Genomic DNA, 19,261 nt, shown 5'->3' with positions numbered 1-19,261 from the left:
CCCAACACCAAAAACGCAAACGCCTTAGGCTTTCTTGGGGCGCTTGGCGCCGTATTTAGAACGGCTCTGTTTACGATCTTTAACACCAGCCGTATCCAGACTGCCGCGCACAGTGTGGTAACGCACACCAGGCAAATCCTTGACACGACCACCGCGAATCAACACTACCGAGTGTTCCTGCAGGTTGTGGCCTTCACCACCAATATAGCTGCTGACCTCGAAACCGTTAGTGAGGCGAACACGGGCGACTTTACGTAGCGCCGAGTTAGGTTTTTTTGGAGTGGTGGTATACACACGGGTACATACGCCGCGTTTTTGTGGACAAGCCTCGAGTGCAGGCACCTTGCTTTTAACGCGCTTGGCGACGCGGGGTTTGCGCACTAATTGATTGATTGTTGGCATGCTATTTCGTTTCCCAAGTATGGTTGTTCCGCTTTCGACCAGAATTTTGGCCGCTTTAAACAACGGGGACGGCATAACGCCGTCCCGTCAAAGCTGTCCGGCTCAGCAAAATTTACAGACCGGTAAAAAAGAGGGTGGATTTTAGGGACTAACGCCCCAACTGTCAAGCCACTTGCTCGCTTCCGGCAGCGCTATCCTCTCCTTCAGCAAAGTCCGCTCCCGCGCCCATATCCTCGCCCAGCTTCTGACGACGGCGTGTATTGTGATAAGCCAGACCGGTGCCTGCTGGTATCAGGCGACCCACTATGACGTTCTCTTTGAGACCGCGCAGATCGTCTTTCTTGCCCATAATTGCGGCTTCGGTCAGCACCCGCGTGGTTTCCTGGAACGATGCTGCGGAGATAAACGAATCTGTAGACAGCGAGGCCTTGGTAATACCCAGCAGCACATAGGTGTAGGTGGCTGGCTGTTTCCCCTCTGCCAGCACACGTTCGTTTTCTGCCAGCAACTCAGCGCGCTCCACCTGCTCACCCTGAATAAAGCGGGTATCCCCTGCATCGGCCACATTCACGCGGCGCAACATTTGACGAACGATGACTTCAATGTGCTTATCATTGATTTTCACGCCCTGCAAGCGGTATACATCCTGAACTTCGTCTGTGATGTAACGTGACAAGGCTTCGACACCTTTCAGACTCAGAATGTCATGCGGATCCACCGGACCGTCCACAATCATTTCACCCTTATTCACGACCTGTCCGTCGTGCGCGGTGACGTGTTTTTCTTTCGGGATCAGATATTCATGGGCGACACCATCAAAGTCCGTAATGACCAGGCGTTGTTTACCCTTGGTGTCTTTACCAAACGAAACGGTACCGGTGACTGCTGCCAACACGCCGGCATCCTTGGGCGAACGCGCCTCAAACAACTCTGCCACACGCGGCAGACCACCGGTAATATCGCGAGTTTTCGATGTTTCCTGCGGAATACGCGCCAGCACTTCGCCTACGCCAACTTCCTGACCATCTTTAACGGTAATGATGGAACTGATCTGGAAAGTGATATTGACCGGCGTTTCGGTGCCACTCATTTTCACTTCATTACCTTTAGCATCAAGCAGCTTGACCTGCGGGCGCAGACCTTTTACAGCCGCACCAACCCGACGCTTCGGATCAATCACCACCAGCGCGGACAAACCAGTCACATCATCAATCTGCTTGGCAACCGTAGAACCTTCCTCAACGTTTTCGAAACGCACGCGGCCTGCATATTCAGTAATGATCGGGCGGGTATGCGGATCCCAGGTGGCCAATATCTGGCCAGCCTTGGCCTTGACACCATCCTTGACGCTGAGGATCGCACCGTATGGCACCTTGTGACGCTCACGCTCACGGCCATTGTCGCCCATGATGATGATCTCGCCACTACGTGCAATTGCAATCATTTCGCCTTTGGCACTCGTCACATAACGCATCGCCGGGCTGTAATTCACCACGCCGGCCGATTTGCATTCCAGCTGGCTGGCTACAGCAGCACGCGATGCTGCACCACCGATGTGGAAAGTACGCATGGTGAGCTGCGTGCCCGGCTCGCCGATGGACTGTGCAGCGATGACGCCCACAGCCTCACCCACATTCACCAGATGACCACGACCCAGGTCACGACCATAGCACTTGGCGCACAGGCCATAGCGTGTATCGCAGGTGAGTGCAGTACGCACCTTCACCTCGTCGACACCCAGCGCCTCGATACGCTCAACGGCATCTTCATCCAGCAGGGTGCCAACATCAATCACTGTCTCGCCGGTTTCCGGGTGAATCACATCCAGCGCGGTGACGCGGCCCAGAACACGCTCACGCAACGGCTCAATGACTTCGCCACCTTCCACCAGCGCTTTCAGCACCAGACCTTCACGAGTACCGCAATCGTCTTCGATCACCACCAGATCCTGGGTCACGTCCACCAGACGACGGGTCAGGTAGCCCGAGTTGGCTGTTTTCAATGCGGTATCGGCCAAACCCTTGCGCGCGCCGTGGGTCGAGATGAAGTACTGCAGTACGTTGAGGCCTTCGCGGAAGTTCGCAGTAATCGGCGTCTCGATAATCGAGCCATCCGGTTTCGCCATCAAACCGCGCATGCCCGCCAACTGGCGAATCTGCGCAGCCGAACCGCGCGCACCGGAGTCGGCCATCATGTAAATGGCGTTGAATGATTCCTGGGTGGTTTCCACTCCGTCGCGCGTGGTCACGGGTTCGCTGCCCAGTTGCGTCATCATGGCCTTGGCCACCTGATCGCCGGCCCGGCCCCAGATGTCCACAACCTTGTTATAGCGTTCACCCTGAGTCACCAGGCCGGAGGTATATTGCGCCTCGATTTCCTGCACTTCTTTTTCGGAAGCGCTGATGATGTCCTGTTTCTGCGTCGGCACCAGCATGTCATCCACGCAAATCGACATGCCACCGCGCGTAGCGTAGGTAAAGCCTGTATACATCAGCTTGTCGGCAAAAATCACCGTCTGGCGCAAGCCGCAACGACGGAAGCTGGCGTTGATGAGCTTGGAAATTTCTTTTTTCTTGAGAATCTTGTTGACGTGGGTAAACGACAGGCCAATCGGCAGAATTTCGGATAGCAGCGAACGGCCTACGGTCGTTTCGTAGCGGGTGATTTTTTCCGCACGTTCACCCTGCTCGTCGTAATACGCTTCCTTGATACGCACCATCACCTTGGCGTTCAGTTCCACCTGGCGCGACTCGTAAGCACGCGACACTTCATCGACGTCGGCAAACATCATGCCCTCGCCACGTGCATTCACGCGCTCGCGGGTCATGTAGTACAAGCCCAGCACGATATCCTGCGACGGCACGATAATCGGCTCGCCGTTGGCTGGCGACAGCACGTTATTGGAGGCCAGCATCAAAGTGCGGCACTCCATCTGCGCTTCCAGCGACAGCGGTACGTGCACAGCCATCTGGTCGCCGTCGAAGTCGGCGTTAAACGCCGCACACACCAGCGGATGCAGCTGGATCGCCTTGCCTTCGATCAGCGTCGGCTCAAACGCCTGGATACCCAGACGGTGCAAGGTCGGTGCACGGTTCAACATCACCGGGTGCTCGCGAATGACGTCTTCGAGGATGTCCCATACCACTGGCTCCTCGGTTTCCACCATACGTTTTGCTGCCTTGATGGTGGTTGCCAGTCCCATCACTTCCAGCTTGTGGAAAATGAACGGTTTGAATAGCTCCAGTGCCATTTTCTTGGGCAGACCACATTGGTGCAAGCGGAGTTGCGGACCCACCACGATGACCGAACGGCCCGAGTAGTCGACGCGTTTTCCCAACAGGTTCTGGCGGAATCGGCCACCCTTGCCTTTAATCATGTCGGCGAGCGATTTCAACGGGCGCTTGTTGGCGCCGGTCATGGCCTTGCCGCGACGGCCATTGTCCATCAACGAATCCACCGCTTCCTGCAGCATGCGTTTTTCGTTGCGCACGATGATTTCAGGCGCCTTGAGTTCGAGCAGACGCTTCAGGCGGTTGTTACGGTTAATCACGCGGCGATACAGATCGTTCAGGTCGGAGGTGGCGAAACGGCCACCATCCAGCGGTACCAGCGGGCGCAGTTCGGGGGGCAGTACTGGCAGCACTTCCAGCACCATCCACTCTGGTTTGATACCGGATTTCTGGAACGCCTCGATCACCTTGAGGCGCTTGGACAGCTTCTTGATCTTGGTGTCCGAGCCAGTCTTGGCCAGATCGTTGCGCAGCGTTTCTGCCTCGGTGTAGATATCGATACTCTTGAGCAGGTCACGAATACCTTCCGCGCCCATGTAGGCCTTGAACTCATCACCGTACTCTTCGACCTTGGCGAGATAGTCATCTTCGGTCAGCAGCTGCGCACGGTTGAGCGGCGTCATGCCCGGATCGGTCACCACGTAAGCTTCAAAATACAGCACGCGCTCGATGTCGCGCAGGGTCATGTCCAGCACCATACCCAGACGCGACGGCAGGGATTTAAGGAACCAGATATGCGCTACCGGGCTGGCCAGTTCGATGTGCGCCATGCGCTCGCGACGCACCTTGGACAAGGTGACTTCTACGCCGCATTTCTCGCAAATCACTCCACGGTGCTTGAGGCGCTTGTATTTACCGCACAAACATTCGTAGTCTTTTACCGGGCCGAAGATTTTGGCGCAGAACAAACCATCGCGCTCGGGCTTGAAGGTGCGGTAGTTAATGGTCTCGGGCTTTTTAACTTCACCATACGACCAGGAACGAATTTTATCAGGCGACGCAAGACCGATTTTGATCGCGTCAAATTCTTCTTCCTGAGTAACCTGTTTGAATAAATCGAGCAGTGCTTTCATAGTTTCCTCCAGAGCTTAGTGGCTTACAGCGGATTAACGCCGGCATCAACCGGCGAACAAACTATCCGCCGTCAGTAACGCTCCAAATCAATATCGATTGCCAAGGAACGGATCTCTTTCACCAACACGTTGAAGGATTCCGGCATACCCGCTTCAATCTTGTGCTCGCCCTTGACGATGTTCTCATATACCTTGGTACGTCCGGTCACGTCGTCGGATTTCACCGTGAGCATTTCCTGCAGCACGTAGGCGGCACCATAGGCTTCCAGCGCCCACACCTCCATCTCGCCAAAGCGCTGACCACCGAACTGCGCCTTACCGCCTAATGGCTGCTGAGTCACCAAGCTGTAAGGCCCGGTTGAACGCGCGTGCATCTTGTCATCTACCAGGTGATGCAGTTTAAGCACATGCATGTAACCCACCGTCACCGGCCGGTCAAACGCCTCACCGGTGCGGCCATCACACAGCGTGATCTGACCGCTACGCGGCAGGTCCGCCAGTTCCAGCATGTCCTTGATCTCGGCTTCGTTGGCACCGTCGAATACAGGTGTGGCAAAGGGCACGCCTCCGCGCAGGTTACGCGCCAGTTCGATGATTTCCTCATCGCTAAAGCTGGCGAGATCTTCCGACTTGCCCGTGGCGTTGTAGATCTTGGTGAGAAACTTGCGCACGTCCGCCACTTTTTTCTGTGCCTGCAACATGTTGTCAATCTTTTTGCCGAGCCCTTTGGCAGCCCAGCCCAGATGGGTTTCCAGAATCTGTCCGACGTTCATGCGCGAAGGAACGCCCAGCGGGTTCAGCACGATATCCATCGGCGTACCATCCGCCATGAACGGCATGTCCTCGATAGGAACGATTTTTGAAACCACGCCCTTGTTGCCGTGACGGCCGGCCATCTTATCGCCGGGTTGCAGGCGGCGTTTGACGGCCACGTACACTTTCACCATCTTTTGCACACCAGGCGGCAATTCGTCGCCAGCGGTGAGCTTTTTCTTCTTCTCTTCAAACATCGCATCAAACTCGATGCGTTTTTGATCCAGACTGTCCTTGAGCGATTCCATCTGACGGCTGGCTTCATCGTCAGCCAGGCGAATATCGAACCAGTCGTAACGATTCAGGCTATCCAGATATTCCTGGGTAATCTTGCTGTCCTTGGCCAGTTTTTTAGGACCGCCTTTGACCACTTTGTTTTTCAGCAGCCGCTGCAAGCGGGCGAAAGCGTCTTCTTCGACGATGCGCATCCGGTCAGCCATGTCCTTTTTATATTCGGACAACTGGCTGTCGATAATCTGCTTGGCACGGGCATCGCGTTCGATACCTTCGCGCGTGAAGACTTGCACGTCGATCACCGTACCTGCCATACCAGACGGTACGCGCAGCGAAGTGTCTTTAACGTCGGAGGCCTTTTCACCAAAAATGGCGCGCAGCAACTTTTCTTCCGGCGTGAGCTGGGTTTCACCCTTCGGGGTGACCTTGCCTGCCAGCACGTCGCCCGCTTCCACTTCGGCACCGATGTAGCAAATACCGGATTCATCCAGCCGCCCGAGCATGCGCTCAGACAGATTGGAAATGTCGCGTGTTATTTCTTCCGGCCCCAGCTTGGTATCGCGCGCAACGACGGTCAGCTCTTCAATGTGGATGGAGGTATAGCGGTCGTCCGCCACCACGCGCTCGGAAATCAGGATCGAGTCTTCGAAATTGAAACCGTTCCATGGCATGAATGCAACCAGCAGGTTTTGACCCAATGCCAATTCGCCCATGTCGGTCGAAGCGCCGTCGGCGATCACGTCGCCGCGCGCGAGAATATCGCCCACCTTGACCAGCGGACGCTGGTTGATGTTGGTGTTCTGATTGGAACGCATGTATTTGATGAGCGTGTAAATATCCACACCCACCTCACCGGCTGTCGCTTCTTCGTCGCTGACGCGCACCACGATGCGGCCTGCGTCCACATAATCCACCACGCCACCGCGCCGCGCCTGCACCGTGGTGCCGGAGTCTACCGCAGCGGTACGCTCGATACCCGTCCCGACCAGCGATTTTTCGGCGCGCAGGCAGGGCACCGCCTGACGTTGCATGTTTGAGCCCATCAATGCGCGGTTGGCGTCGTCATGCTCAAGGAACGGAATCAGCGAAGCGGCCACCGAGACGATCTGGGACGGCGCCACATCCATGTATTGAATACGGTCCGGACTGGCCAGTTCGAATTCATTCTTGTGCCGGCAAGACACGATTTCGCTGGTAAATTTGCCGCTCTTGTCCAGTTCCGCGTTGGCCTGTGCAATGACGTACTTGCTTTCCTCGATGGCAGACAGATACTCGATCTGATCGGTTACCTTGCCATTTTCCACCTTGCGATAAGGGGTTTCGAGAAAGCCGTATTTATTGGTCCGCGCAAACAACGCCAAGGAATTGATCAGTCCGATGTTTGGACCTTCAGGGGTTTCAATCGGGCAAACGCGGCCATAGTGGGTCGGATGCACGTCGCGCACTTCGAAGCCGGCACGCTCGCGCGTCAATCCGCCAGGACCCAGCGCGGACACACGGCGCTTGTGGGTGATCTCTGACAACGGATTGGTCTGATCCATGAACTGCGACAGCTGGCTGGAACCGAAAAACTCCTTCACGGCTGCCGACACCGGCTTGGCGTTGATCAGGTCATGCGGCATCAGGTTTTCTGATTCCGCCTGCGACAGACGCTCCTTGACTGCACGCTCGACACGCACCAGCCCGGCACGGAACTGGTTCTCAGCCAGTTCGCCGACACTACGCACACGCCGGTTGCCGAGGTGATCGATGTCGTCGATTTCGCCACGCCCGTTGCGCAGCTCGACCAGTATCTTGATCACTGCAACGATGTCTTCGGTGCTGAGAGTGCCTGGACCTTCCAGTTCATCGCGTCCAACACGGCGATTGAATTTCATGCGGCCGACGGCAGACAGGTCATAGCGGTCTTCATTGAAGAACAAACCCTTGAACAGCGCCTCTACCGCATCTTCGGTAGGTGGCTCGCCTGGACGCATCATGCGGTAGATAGCCACTCTTGCCGCATACTGATCCGGAGTTTCGTCGGTACGCAGCGTGCCGGAAATATAGGCACCCTGGTCCAGGTCATTGGTATAGATGGTGTTAATCTTGGCGATGCCTGCCGCATGAAACTTTTCGAGTAACTCTTCGGTGATTTCGTCGTTGGCATTGGCAATAATTTCGCCGCTGTCCTTATCCACCACATTCACCGACAGCACGCGCCCGAGCACATACTCTTCCGGCACCGCGATTTTGGTCAGGCCGGCTTCCTGCATCATGCGAATATGTTTGACGGTAATGCGCTTGTCTTTGGGGACAATCACCGCATTCTTCTTGTCCACAATGTCGAAGCGCGCAATCTCGCCGCGCAGGCGATCCGGCACCAGTTCGAACTGCACGCCCTTCTTGGCAAAGTGAAAGGTATCGGTGGTAAAGAATTCCGCCAGTATCTGCTCGTTGTTGTAACCCAGCGCCTTGAGCAGCGTGGTCACGGGCATCTTGCGACGGCGGTCAATCCGGAAATACAGGTAATCCTTGGCATCAAATTCGTAATCCAGCCAGGAGCCGCGATACGGAATTATCCGTGCCGAGAACAGCAGCTTTCCGGAGCTATGCGTCTTGCCACGGTCATGCTCAAAAAATACACCCGGCGAGCGGTGCAACTGCGACACAATCACGCGATCGGTGCCGTTGATAATGAATGAGCCGGTAGGCGTCATGAGCGGAATCTCGCCCATGTACACTTCCTGTTCCTTGACTTCTTTCACTGTCGGCTTGGACGCCTCGCGGTCCATAATGGTCAGGCGCACTTTGGCCCGCAATGGCGCAGCATAAGTCAAACCGCGCTGCTGGCATTCCACCATATCGAATGGCGGCTCGCCCAGCACATAGCTGACGAAATCCAGCTTGGCGTTACCGGAATGGCTGGAAATGGGGAAAATCGAAGTGAATGCGGCCTGCAAACCTTCATTGGCTCGACTGTCAGCCTTGACATCGGCTTGCAGAAAAGCTTTGAAGGAATCAATTTGGGTGGCCAGCAAAAAAGGCACCTGGAGGATGCTTGCGCGCTTCGCGAAACTTTTCCGGATGCGTTTTTTCTCGGTGAATGAGTAACTCATGGATTCTCCTAGAGGGCCCTGCGCAGAAAACAAAAGACAAAAGACAACACACGACTAATCTGCCTTGATGTTGAACCTCTGTCTTGTGCATTCTGCATTGACCGGGGATACCCGGCCAATGCCAGAAATTGTGTTGCCTGGTGCGAAATTACTTGACTTCGCAAGTCGCGCCAGCTTCCACCAGCTGCTTCTGGACGGCCTCGGCTTCTGCCTTGGAAACGCCCTCTTTAACAGCCTTGGGAGCGCCGTCAACCAGATCCTTGGCTTCTTTCAGACCCAAGCCGGTAATGGTGCGCACCACTTTAATGGTGTTGACTTTGTTTTCGCCAGCGCCGGTCAGAATCACATCAAACTCGGTTTTTTCTTCAGCGGCAGCGGCAGCGGCAGGCGCAGCAGCAACAGCCACTGCAGCAGCGGCGGCAGACACACCGAATTTCACTTCCATTTCCTTGATCAGTTCGGACAGATCAAGCACAGTCATGCCAGCGATGGCATCCAGAATGTCAGCTTTAGATAAAGCCATAATATTTCTCCTGATTGAAAAGTTTTAAATTGGTTCAATACGGCGCCATAATGCGCCGCCAATAGCTCAAGCCGTTTGCTTGTCGCGTACCGCAGCCAGCCCACGCACAAACTTGGTCGGAACCTCGTTGAGCGTACGCACAAACTGGGTAATCGGCGCCTGCATGGTGCCCATCAGTTTTGCCAGCAACTCGTCACGGCTTGGCATGTTGGCCAGATTCGAGACATCTTTGGCAGACATCACGTAATTGGCCATCGCACCCGCCTTGACAACGATCTTGTCGTTAGCTTTGGCAAAATCCGAAAGCACTTTTGCAGCAGCTACCGGGTCTTTGGAAATCCCGTATGCCAACGGACCGACCAGATGGTCGGTCAAACCGGCAAAGGGCGTTCCAGCAACCGCACGGCGTGCCAGGGTATTTTTCAATACGCGCAGGTATACACCGTTAGCCCGTGCCTTGGCACGCAAAGCAGTCATGCCCACAACACCAATGCCCCGGTATTCAGCCACGACCACCGTCTGGGCATTTGCCAGTTCGGCACCCAGTTCGGCTACCACTGCCTTCTTTTCCTCTAGATTCAGACTCAAGGTCTTACCTCCTTTAATAAACACCGGCCATCATCGGGGGAGAAACCCCAACAAAGCCGAGAGTCGGCGACCTTTCATCAGGAGAAACAACTTCCAAGCTTTTCCTGTATCGGGGCACGCCATCTGCGTTGGGATCAGGACTTAACACAACCATCCTGAAAATTAAATCGGGCACATTCGACACAAAAACCTCCTGTCGTTTACACCACAACCCCAACGGTCTTTGACAACCTGTCGGCACTTTCGTACCCACAGCCCAAAGTTCTACCCAAGACGCCAATCGCGACCCGGGCTGTTAACAATTATTGCGCTGCCAGACTGGCGTGATCTATGCGTACGCCAACACCCATGGTGCTGGATACCGAAATTTTCTTCATGTAGACACCCTTGGCATTGGCAGGACGCGCTTTCGATAGCGCATCCACAAGCGCAGCCAGATTTTCACGCAGTGCTTCCACTTCGAACGAGGCACGTCCAATGGTGCATTGCACAATGCCACCCTTATCGGTACGGTATTGCACCTGACCCGCACGCGCATTTTTCACCGCGCCCGCAACATCGGGGGTCACGGTACCGACTTTCGGGTTAGGCATCAAACCGCGCGGCCCCAGCACCTGGCCGAGCTGGCCCACTACGCGCATGGCGTCGGGGCTGGCAATCACCACGTCAAAATCCATGCGGCCCGCTTTGATCTCGGCAGCCAGATCATCGAAACCAACGATGTCAGCACCTGCCTCCAATGCCGCCTTGGCAGCCTCGCCCTGGGCAAACACTGCTACACGCACCGTCTTGCCGGTACCACGGGGCAATACCACAGATCCGCGGACCAATTGGTCGGATTTACGCGCATCCACACCCAGGTTGATGGCCACGTCGACGGATTCGTCAAATTTGGCTGTGGCGGTTTCTTTTACCAGACCCAGGGCGTCGTTTACCGGGTAAGTTTTGGTACGGTCAATTTTTGCCTGGATTGCCTGTTGGCGTTTGGACAGCTTGGCCATTTATACGCCCTCCACTTCAATACCCATGCTGCGGGCGCTACCTGCAATAATACGCACTGCTGCATCCATATCAGCAGCAGTCAAATCCGGCATTTTTGCCTTGGCAATATCCTCTGCCTGAGCACGCGTCAGTTTGCCCACTTTATCCGTATGCGGCTTTGGACTACCTTTTTGTATGCCTGCCGCCTTTTTGATAAGGATGGTGGCGGGCGGGGTTTTCATCACGAAAGTAAAGCTCTTGTCCGCAAACGCTGTAATCACCACAGGAATCGGCAAGCCTGGCTCCATGCCCTGAGTCTGGGCATTGAATGCCTTGCAGAATTCCATGATGTTCAAACCGCGCTGACCCAGCGCCGGGCCGATAGGTGGACTGGGGTTTGCTTTACCCGCGGGGACTTGCAGCTTGACGTAGCCAACGATTTTTTTTGCCACTTGGCATACTCCTAAAAATGGGTATTAGCGGATAACAAACGACTGTTTGCATCCTCCCCGTTACACAAAAACCTGGCAGTATATGCTTACCACCATTACTCAAAACATCAGGCTTTTTCCACCTGACTGAAATCCAGCTCAACCGGCGTGGCGCGGCCAAAGATCAGCACCGACACACGCAACTTGCTTTTGTCGTAATTGACATCTTCCACGTTGCCATGAAAGTCATTGAATGGGCCCTCGGTCACCCGTACCGCCTCACCCACCTCGAATAGCACTTTGGGACGCGGCTTCTCTACACCTTCCTGTATCTGGTGCAGGATCGCCTCTACTTCTTTTTCGGTGATGGGCGTGGGCTTCATCGCTGAACCGCCCACAAATCCGGTAACCTTGGGCGTATTCTTGATGAGATGCCAGGTCTCGTCGTTCATTTCCATCTGCACCAGGACATAGCCCGGGAAAAACTTGCGTTCGGAAATGGACTTCTGGCCGGCCTTCATCTCGATGACTTCTTCCACCGGCACCAGAATCTCGCCAAATTTGTCCTGCATTCCAGCGCGTTCGATGCGCTCCTTGAGACTGCGCTGAACGCTTTTCTCAAATCCGGAATAGGCGTGCACTACATACCAGCGCATACTCATGTGTCGCTCTGCCCCATCAGTAATTTCACTGCCCACAATAGCCCCGCGTCTACCACCCAGAGGAACAACGCCATCACCACAACAAATACAAATACAATGCCCGTAGTCTGAATCGTCTCTTTTCGTGTCGGCCAGACCACCTTGCGCGCCTCGACTATCGATTCCTGGCTGAACGCAAAGAATTGCCGCCCCGCCTGAGTGAACCAGAAAATCGCAATTGCCAGGGCAAATCCAGCCAGAATCGCGCCAAGACGAACTACCGCCGGACTGTCAGATAAATAATAAAAGCCGGCAATGCCTGCGATAACCATCAGCACGGCAGCCAGCAACTTGATTTTGTCGGTCATATGAACCTTGTGAGACTCACCAACATCTGTGAGATGGTCACGCTCCCGTTATAGTGGCAGGCCAGGAGGGCCTCGAACCCCCAACCTTCGGTTTTGGAGACCGACACTCTGCCAATTGAGCTACTGGCCTAGAATCCACCCGGCATCTTGCACGAAACCTCTCGCACCAGCCACCGGGTAATTACCTTTACTCGACGATTTTCGCGACCACACCGGCGCCGACGGTCCGACCACCTTCGCGTATCGCGAAGCGCAGGCCTTCTTCCATCGCCACCGGCGCAATCAGCGCAACCGTCACCGATACGTTGTCGCCCGGCATGACCATTTCGGTGCCAGCCGGCAATTCCACCGCACCGGTCACGTCGGTGGTGCGGAAGAAGAACTGCGGACGGTAGCCGTTGAAGAACGGGGTGTGGCGACCGCCTTCGTCTTTGCTCAGCACGTAGATCTCGGCGCTGAACTTGGTGTGCGGGTTGATCGAGCCAGGCTTGGCCAGCACCTGGCCGCGCTCGACGTCTTCACGCTTGGTGCCGCGCAGCAGGACGCCGACGTTGTCGCCTGCCTGGCCCTGGTCGAGCAGTTTGCGGAACATTTCAACACCGGTGCAGGTGGTCTTGATGGTGGGCTTGAGGCCGACAATCTCGACTTCTTCGCCGACCTTGATGACGCCACGCTCAACCCGGCCGGTCACGACGGTGCCGCGCCCGGAGATGGAGAAGACGTCTTCCACGGGCATCAGGTAGGTGCCGTCTATGGCGCGCTCGGGATCGGGAATGTAGCTGTCGAGGGCGTCGGCCAGTTTGAAGATGGAGGGCTCGCCAATGTCGGACTGGTCGCCTTCCAGTGCCTTGAGGGCGGAGCCGATGATGATGGGGGTGTCGTCGCCCGGGAAGTCGTATTTGCTGAGCAGTTCGCGCACTTCCATTTCAACCAGTTCGAGCAGTTCGGCGTCGTCGACCATGTCGGCTTTGTTCATGTAGACAACGATGTAGGGGACGCCGACCTGGCGCGCCAGCAGGATGTGTTCGCGGGTCTGGGGCATGGGGCCGTCAGCAGCGGAGACTACCAGGATGGCGCCGTCCATTTGCGCAGCGCCGGTGATCATGTTTTTGATGTAGTCGGCGTGGCCCGGGCAGTCAACGTGGGCGTAGTGGCGTTTCGCGGTCTCGTATTCAACGTGGGCGGTGTTGATGGTGATGCCGCGCGCTTTTTCTTCCGGAGCCGAGTCAATGTCTGCGTAGTTCTTGGCTTCACCACCAAATTTCTTCGACAGGATGGTGCTGATCGCCGCCGTCAGGGTGGTCTTGCCGTGGTCAACGTGTCCAATCGTGCCTACGTTGACGTGCGGCTTGGTACGCTCAAACTTGCCTTTTGCCATGATATCTATCCTCTCGCCGTAAACGATCGCTACAAACATTACAAAAACTTATGGTGCCCATGACGTGGATTGAACACGTGGCCTCTCCCTTACCAAGGGAGTGCTCTACCACTGAGCTACATGGGCTCTGAGGCGCCCATTAAACCGGACAGCCACTAAACTGGAGCGGGTGAAGGGAATCGAACCCTCGTCGTAAGTTTGGAAAACTTCTGCTCTACCATTGAGCTACACCCGCACACATTTGCCGGATGATGTTTTCCGGACATGACCGCACGCGCGATCCGCAACATCAAAACCACCAAAATTCTGGTGGAGGGGGAAGGATTCGAACCTTCGAAGGCTGAGCCGTCAGATTTACAGTCTGATCCCTTTGACCGCTCGGGAACCCCTCCAAAACAAGCCGAAAATTATCTCAATAATTGCTACTTTTGTCAAACGTTAAAGCGGAAATGCATCACGTCGCCGTCTTTTACAATATATTCTTTGCCTTCCAGACGCATTTTCCCGGCTTCCTTTGCTCCCTGCTCCCCCTTGCAAGCGATAAAATCCTCATAACCGGTGACCTCGGCGCGGATAAACCCGCGTTCGAAATCCGTATGGATAACTCCAGCCGCCTGGGGCGCAGTACTGCCTTGGTGAATTGTCCAGGCACGCACCTCCTTCACCCCGGCGGTGAAATAGGTTTCCAGCCCGAGCAATTCATATGCGGCGCGAATCAATCGGTCCAGACCGGGCTCGGATTGACCCAGGTCCGCCAGGAATGCCTGCTTGTCGGCGTCATCCATATCCACCATTTCCGCCTCGAGGGCGGCGCACACCACCACAACTGGCGCACCCTCGCGCGCGGCGAATTCACGCACCCGCTCCAGCAGCGGATTATTGTCAAAACCCTGCTCATCCACATTGGCAGCGTAGAGCACCGGTTTGGCGGTAAGCAGGCACAACGGTTTGAGCAAGGCCTGCTGTTCGGCATCCAGGTTCATGGCGTATACCGGCTTGCCCTGATCGAGATGAGCGCGCGTCTCATCCAGCAAGCTTACCAACTTCGCAGCTTCCTTGTCGCCCGAACGAGCTGCCTTCTGGTAGCGTATAAAGGCTTTTTCCAGCGTACCCAGATCCGCTAACGCCAGCTCGGTCTGGATGGTTTCAATATCGGAAATGGGATCTACCTTACCCGCCACGTGAATGACATTGTCATCTTCGAAGCAGCGCACCACATGAGTAATGGCGTCGGTTTCACGAATATTGGCCAGAAACTGGTTACCCAGGCCCTCACCTTTTGAAGCGCCAGCCACCAAACCTGCAATATCTACAAACTCGACGATGGCAGGCAGCACACGCTCCGGTTTGACGATCTGTGCCAATTGGGCCAGACGCGAATCCGGCACCTCAACTACGCCAGTGTTGGGCTCGATAGTACAGAAGGGATAGTTCTCGGCGGCAATGCCAGCGCGCGTCAAGGCATTAAACAGTGTGGACTTGCCCACATTCGGCAAGCCAACGATTCCACATTTGAGGCTCATGATTTATTTGGTTTGTGTGTGCAATTTAAGCATGGCAACTGAAAAATCACCGCGCAACATGTCGGGCAATACGCGCAATGAATCGATAATTGCATTTTCGATTTGCGTAAATTCATCATTACGTGGCGGATTCAATACGTAGTTCACCACTTGACTCTTTTCCCCAGGATGACCAATCCCCAGGCGTAACCGCCAGAAATCCTTATTGCCAAGCTGAGCCGCGATGTCCTTGAGTCCGTTGTGGCCCCCATGGCCACCCCCCATCTTCAGTCGCGCCACACCCGGCGGCAAATCCAGTTCGTCGTGTACCACCAGAATCTGTGCCGGTTCGATTTTATAAAAACGCGATAGCGCGGCGACCGCCTTGCCGCTCGCATTCATAAATGTCTGGGGCTGCAATAAAAAGACTTCGCCGGACGCTGTATTTCCACGCCCGGCGATACCAAAATAGCGGCTTTCCGGTTTAAGTACGATGCGCAAATCCTCTGCACAACGCTCTGTCCACCAGAACCCGGCATTATGCCGGGTACGTTCGTATTCACGCCCCGGATTGCCCAGCCCAACAATAAGCCGCAGGGCAACCATAAGTCTGGAAAATTCGCAGATTTAAGCTGCGGGCGGTACAGCCGCTGGCGCAGCCGGTGCGCCTTCCGCTTCAGCCGCATCTTCTGCTACGGCACCACGCGGAATCACTATGGTAACCACCGCCGCATCGTCACCCTTGTGGCTGGCGATCTCCACACCCTTAGGCAGCTTCAGCTGGGACAGGTGGATGGAGTGACCAGCCTGCAAATCGGCGAGATCCACTTCAATGAATTCCGGCAGGTTGTCCGCCAGACACGACACGTCCAGATCTGTCATGATGTGGGTGACGACACCGGAAGCCAGCTTTACACCGGGCGCGATGTCTGCATTGACAAAATGCAGCGGCACTTTGACGTGGATTTTTTGAGTCTTGTCGACACGCTGAAAATCGATGTGCTGCACTTCCATGCGGAACGGGTGCATGATGTAGTCGCGCAACAGCACGGCTTCTTTGGCGCCATCGATAGCCAGGGTAAGAATAGAAGCGTGAAAGGCTTCACGCTTGAGTGCATGAAACAGCGCATTGTGGTCCAGCTCGATATTGACAGCCTCTTTGCCTGCACCGTACACCACACCCGGGGTTTTTCCTTGGCGACGCAGGCGGCGGCTCGCACCCTTACCCTGTACGTCACGTTTGTTAGCGATTACTTCCATGATTTACTCCAGCAAAATGACTCAACCTGCCCAACGCAGGTTTCGTCTGGTTACCCCGTACCCGCGACCAGGCTACGGAGGCGTGGTGCACGCATGCGTGCATCACTAAAACTTATTCCATAAACAACGAACTGACCGAATCATCGTTGCTGATGCGGCGCATGGTTTCCGCCAACAATTCCGCAACTGAAAGCTGGCGAATGCGGGCGCAGTTTTTAGCTTCGTCGCGCAATGGAATCGTGTCCGTTACCACCAGCTCATCTATCGCGGAATTCTCGATGCGCTGTACCGCAGTACCGGAAAGCACCGGATGAGTACAATAGGCCAGCACCCGCTTGGCGCCCTTATCTTTCAATGCCTGCGCGGCTTCGCACAAGGTATTGGCAGTATCCACAAGATCGTCCATGATGACGCAGGTTCGACCATCCACGTCACCGATAATATTCATCACTTTGGCCACATTGGGCTTGGGGCGACGCTTGTCAATAATGGCGAGGTCTGACTCCAGACGCTTCGCCAGGGCGCGCGCGCGCACTACACCACCTACGTCAGGCGATACCACAATCAGGTCTGGATACGATTTTTTCCATACATCTCCCAGCAAGATCGGCGAGGCATAGATGTTGTCGACCGGTATATCGAAAAACCCCTGAATCTGATCCGAGTGCAGATCCATGGTCAACAGGCGATCCACGCCCGCACTCGCCAGCATATTGGCCACCACCTTAGCCGTAATGGCCACACGCGCCGAACGCGGCCGGCGGTCCTGGCGCGCGTAGCCAAAATACGGTATCGCTGCCGTGATGCGCGCCGCCGAAGCCCGCCGCAAGGCATCCACCATGACCATGATTTCCATCAGGCTGTCATTGGTGGGCGCGCAAGTCGACTGCAACACGAACACGTCCTTACCGCGCACATGCTCGAGCAACTCCACCATCACCTCACCATCGGAGAAGCGCGCCACGGTAGCGCGCCCCAGATGGATATTGAGATGGCGCACTACATCTGCGGCTAGCCGGGGATTGGCATTGCCGGTGAATACCATCATGCTGTCGTACGCCACAACTCACCCCATCCCAAAAAAACTAAAGCGTGTAACGGTCATTACACGCTTCTTGCTGGCGCCCGGATGGGCCCCGTAAAATCCTGGCAGGGGAGGTAGGGATCGAACCTACGAATGCCGGAATCAAAATCCGGTGCCTTACCACTTGGCGACTCCCCTATTACTTAACTCTGCGCTACTCCATCTTCATCCGCATAATCGTAAAGCGGATGCTTATCCAAACCTGCCGCTACAAAACCTCGCATATTCCGCGGGATTTTCGCCAGCACATCTTGTGCTGTTTCGGCTGTATCAAACGCCGCAAACACACACGCACCGGATCCGCTCATGCGTGCTCTACCATGTTGGCCGAGCCAGTCCAGATGCCGCGCAACCTCAGGATAGTCGCGGCAAACCACAGCTTGCAGGTCATTCCGCACGCCAAACAGACTGGCTTCGGAAAAGTCGGCTATTTTGATGATTTCGCTGTCTCTTGTCAAATCGGGATGTGCAAATATTGCCTGGGTCGAAACACTCACCGCCGGTGTCAGCACTACATACCAGGCCGGTTCCAGCGTCATGGCTTGCAGCGTCTCGCCAACCCCCTCGGCCAATGCGGTCTGACCAAATACAAAAAAAGGCACGTCCGCTCCCAGCTTTAACGCCAATTCCTGCAAGCGGCTACGCGATAAACCCAGACTCCATAAACGGTTCAGCCCCAACAGTACGCTCGCCGCATCCGAACTGCCTCCGCCCAGGCCACCTCCCATGGGCAGGCATTTTTCCAGCCGGATATTCACTCCTGGCACGCTGCCCGCCTCCGCTTTCAACAGTTGCGCTGCGCGTACGCACAGATCGTCCGCCTCCGCCACGCCCGCCAGCGGCTGCTGGCGAACAATGCGCCCATCTTCACGCAAGCTCAGATGCAGCGTATCTCCGTAATCGATCAAGCGAAACAGCGTCTGCAACAAATGGTAGCCGTCCTCACGCCGGCCTACCACATGCAGGAACAGATTTAATTTTGCCGGCGCGGGACATACCAGGGTGGTCATTGTGCTGCGGTCTTCAACGTCCACTGATCCATCACCAGGCGAATTTCCAGATCATCACGCTGCAATGTCATTTTGCGCGGCAGGCCTTGCCCATCGACAGTTTGCCAGGCACTGTAATTCACCCGCCATCCATCCTGCACGAGCAGCGTGGGGCGTTGTTGCGCATCACGGTCTGCCTGGTACGGGAGCGACGGTGCCGGCTGCCCTACTACCCAATAACTCAGACCGGAGAGAGGCAAACGCCATCCCAGCAAGTCCCGGGTAAGCGTTTCCGTGTCAGCCGCATGATGGACTTTGTGCGCCTGATCAATCAGTGTCACACCGTCCGCATCTCGGGTGATTTGCGTAACTGTCTGACCCAGCGGCGACAGCAGGCTAATGTTGTCCTGGTCTGGCCGATGCTGCCAATGCAGACTGCCTGAAGATGACTGGTCACGATACTTCACCGCAATCCGTCCAGAGAGGTCGAATATGCGGGGCGCCTGAGCTGCCACCGGCGCCTCTGCTTCCGGCGCCAAAGTGGCACAGCCCGCCAGACCAAATATCAAAAAAATGCTGGCGGACATGCGCCAGCATTGTCTAATA

The 19,261-nt window shown here is 55.6% G+C and carries 16 protein-coding genes and 5 tRNA genes; all 21 read right to left on the bottom strand.

Annotation, left to right across the window (positions count from 1 at the left end; translation table 11 throughout):
• Nucleotides 1–24 precede the first annotated feature (24 nt).
• Nucleotides 25–402, bottom strand: a complete 378-nt coding sequence (gene rpsL / locus ACFDAU_RS03065) for a 30S ribosomal protein S12 (protein WP_124705464.1) — start codon at nt 400–402, stop codon at nt 25–27.
• Between the two features lie 163 nt (nt 403–565).
• Nucleotides 566–4,765 (bottom strand): DNA-directed RNA polymerase subunit beta', encoded by a 4,200-nt coding sequence (rpoC, locus tag ACFDAU_RS03060; RefSeq protein WP_413438584.1) that lies wholly within the window; start codon nt 4,763–4,765, stop codon nt 566–568.
• Between the two features lie 71 nt (nt 4,766–4,836).
• Nucleotides 4,837–8,910: a DNA-directed RNA polymerase subunit beta gene (gene rpoB / locus ACFDAU_RS03055; RefSeq protein WP_413438583.1), complete on the bottom strand. Its 4,074-nt coding sequence runs from the start codon at nt 8,908–8,910 to the stop codon at nt 4,837–4,839.
• A gap of 148 nt (nt 8,911–9,058) precedes the next feature.
• Nucleotides 9,059–9,433, bottom strand: a complete 375-nt coding sequence (gene rplL / locus ACFDAU_RS03050) for a 50S ribosomal protein L7/L12 (RefSeq protein ID WP_413438582.1) — start codon at nt 9,431–9,433, stop codon at nt 9,059–9,061.
• Between the two features lie 66 nt (nt 9,434–9,499).
• Nucleotides 9,500–10,021 carry a 50S ribosomal protein L10 gene (gene rplJ, locus ACFDAU_RS03045; protein WP_124705460.1) on the bottom strand — a complete coding sequence of 174 codons (522 nt, stop codon included), beginning with the start codon at nt 10,019–10,021 and terminating at the stop codon, nt 9,500–9,502.
• Between the two features lie 302 nt (nt 10,022–10,323).
• The gene (rplA, locus tag ACFDAU_RS03040; protein ID WP_413438581.1) at nt 10,324–11,022 is read right to left on the bottom strand and encodes a 50S ribosomal protein L1; all 699 of its coding nucleotides are present in this window, start codon (nt 11,020–11,022) and stop codon (nt 10,324–10,326) included.
• Nucleotides 11,023–11,454: a 50S ribosomal protein L11 gene (rplK, locus tag ACFDAU_RS03035; RefSeq protein WP_124705458.1), complete on the bottom strand. Its 432-nt coding sequence runs from the start codon at nt 11,452–11,454 to the stop codon at nt 11,023–11,025. It abuts the gene before it with no gap.
• 107 nt (nt 11,455–11,561) lie between these two features.
• Nucleotides 11,562–12,095 (bottom strand): transcription termination/antitermination protein NusG, encoded by a 534-nt coding sequence (gene nusG / locus ACFDAU_RS03030; RefSeq protein ID WP_124705457.1) that lies wholly within the window; start codon nt 12,093–12,095, stop codon nt 11,562–11,564.
• Nucleotides 12,092–12,442: a preprotein translocase subunit SecE gene (secE, locus tag ACFDAU_RS03025; RefSeq protein WP_413438580.1), complete on the bottom strand. Its 351-nt coding sequence runs from the start codon at nt 12,440–12,442 to the stop codon at nt 12,092–12,094. The genes nusG and secE overlap by 4 nt, the downstream gene beginning before the upstream one ends.
• 54 nt (nt 12,443–12,496) lie before the next feature.
• Nucleotides 12,497–12,572: transfer RNA gene (locus ACFDAU_RS03020), tRNA-Trp, on the bottom strand.
• A 57-nt stretch (nt 12,573–12,629) separates the two neighbouring features.
• Nucleotides 12,630–13,820 (bottom strand): elongation factor Tu, encoded by a 1,191-nt coding sequence (tuf, locus tag ACFDAU_RS03015; protein WP_413438579.1) that lies wholly within the window; start codon nt 13,818–13,820, stop codon nt 12,630–12,632.
• Nucleotides 13,821–13,871: 51 nt separating this feature from the next.
• Nucleotides 13,872–13,946 (bottom strand) — tRNA-Thr (locus ACFDAU_RS03010).
• A 35-nt stretch (nt 13,947–13,981) separates the two neighbouring features.
• Nucleotides 13,982–14,055: transfer RNA gene (locus tag ACFDAU_RS03005), tRNA-Gly, on the bottom strand.
• A 72-nt stretch (nt 14,056–14,127) separates the two neighbouring features.
• Nucleotides 14,128–14,212 (bottom strand) — tRNA-Tyr (locus tag ACFDAU_RS03000).
• A gap of 39 nt (nt 14,213–14,251) precedes the next feature.
• Nucleotides 14,252–15,343, bottom strand: coding sequence for a redox-regulated ATPase YchF (gene ychF, locus ACFDAU_RS02995; protein ID WP_413438578.1), 1,092 nt, complete (start codon nt 15,341–15,343; stop codon nt 14,252–14,254).
• 3 nt (nt 15,344–15,346) lie between these two features.
• A complete protein-coding gene (gene pth / locus ACFDAU_RS02990) occupies nt 15,347–15,928 on the bottom strand; it encodes an aminoacyl-tRNA hydrolase (protein WP_413438577.1) in 582 nt (193 codons plus the stop codon).
• Between the two features lie 21 nt (nt 15,929–15,949).
• The gene (locus tag ACFDAU_RS02985) at nt 15,950–16,582 is read right to left on the bottom strand and encodes a 50S ribosomal protein L25/general stress protein Ctc (RefSeq protein WP_413438576.1); all 633 of its coding nucleotides are present in this window, start codon (nt 16,580–16,582) and stop codon (nt 15,950–15,952) included.
• A 112-nt stretch (nt 16,583–16,694) separates the two neighbouring features.
• Nucleotides 16,695–17,645 (bottom strand): ribose-phosphate pyrophosphokinase, encoded by a 951-nt coding sequence (locus ACFDAU_RS02980; protein ID WP_413438575.1) that lies wholly within the window; start codon nt 17,643–17,645, stop codon nt 16,695–16,697.
• A gap of 84 nt (nt 17,646–17,729) precedes the next feature.
• Nucleotides 17,730–17,804, bottom strand: a tRNA-Gln gene (locus tag ACFDAU_RS02975).
• 5 nt (nt 17,805–17,809) lie between these two features.
• Entirely contained in the window at nt 17,810–18,676 is an 867-nt protein-coding gene (gene ispE, locus ACFDAU_RS02970; RefSeq protein WP_413439491.1) for a 4-(cytidine 5'-diphospho)-2-C-methyl-D-erythritol kinase, read from the bottom strand.
• Nucleotides 18,673–19,242, bottom strand: coding sequence for a lipoprotein insertase outer membrane protein LolB (gene lolB, locus ACFDAU_RS02965; RefSeq protein WP_413438574.1), 570 nt, complete (start codon nt 19,240–19,242; stop codon nt 18,673–18,675). Before lolB ends, ispE begins: the two co-directional genes overlap by 4 nt.
• Between the last annotated feature and the right edge of the window lie 19 nt (nt 19,243–19,261).

Source organism: Sulfuriferula sp. GW1 (assembly GCF_047300855.1).
Classification (GTDB): domain Bacteria; phylum Pseudomonadota; class Gammaproteobacteria; order Burkholderiales; family Sulfuriferulaceae; genus Sulfuriferula.
Note: the sequence above shows the minus strand (reverse complement) of the source record. Positions and strands in the feature narration are given on the sequence as shown.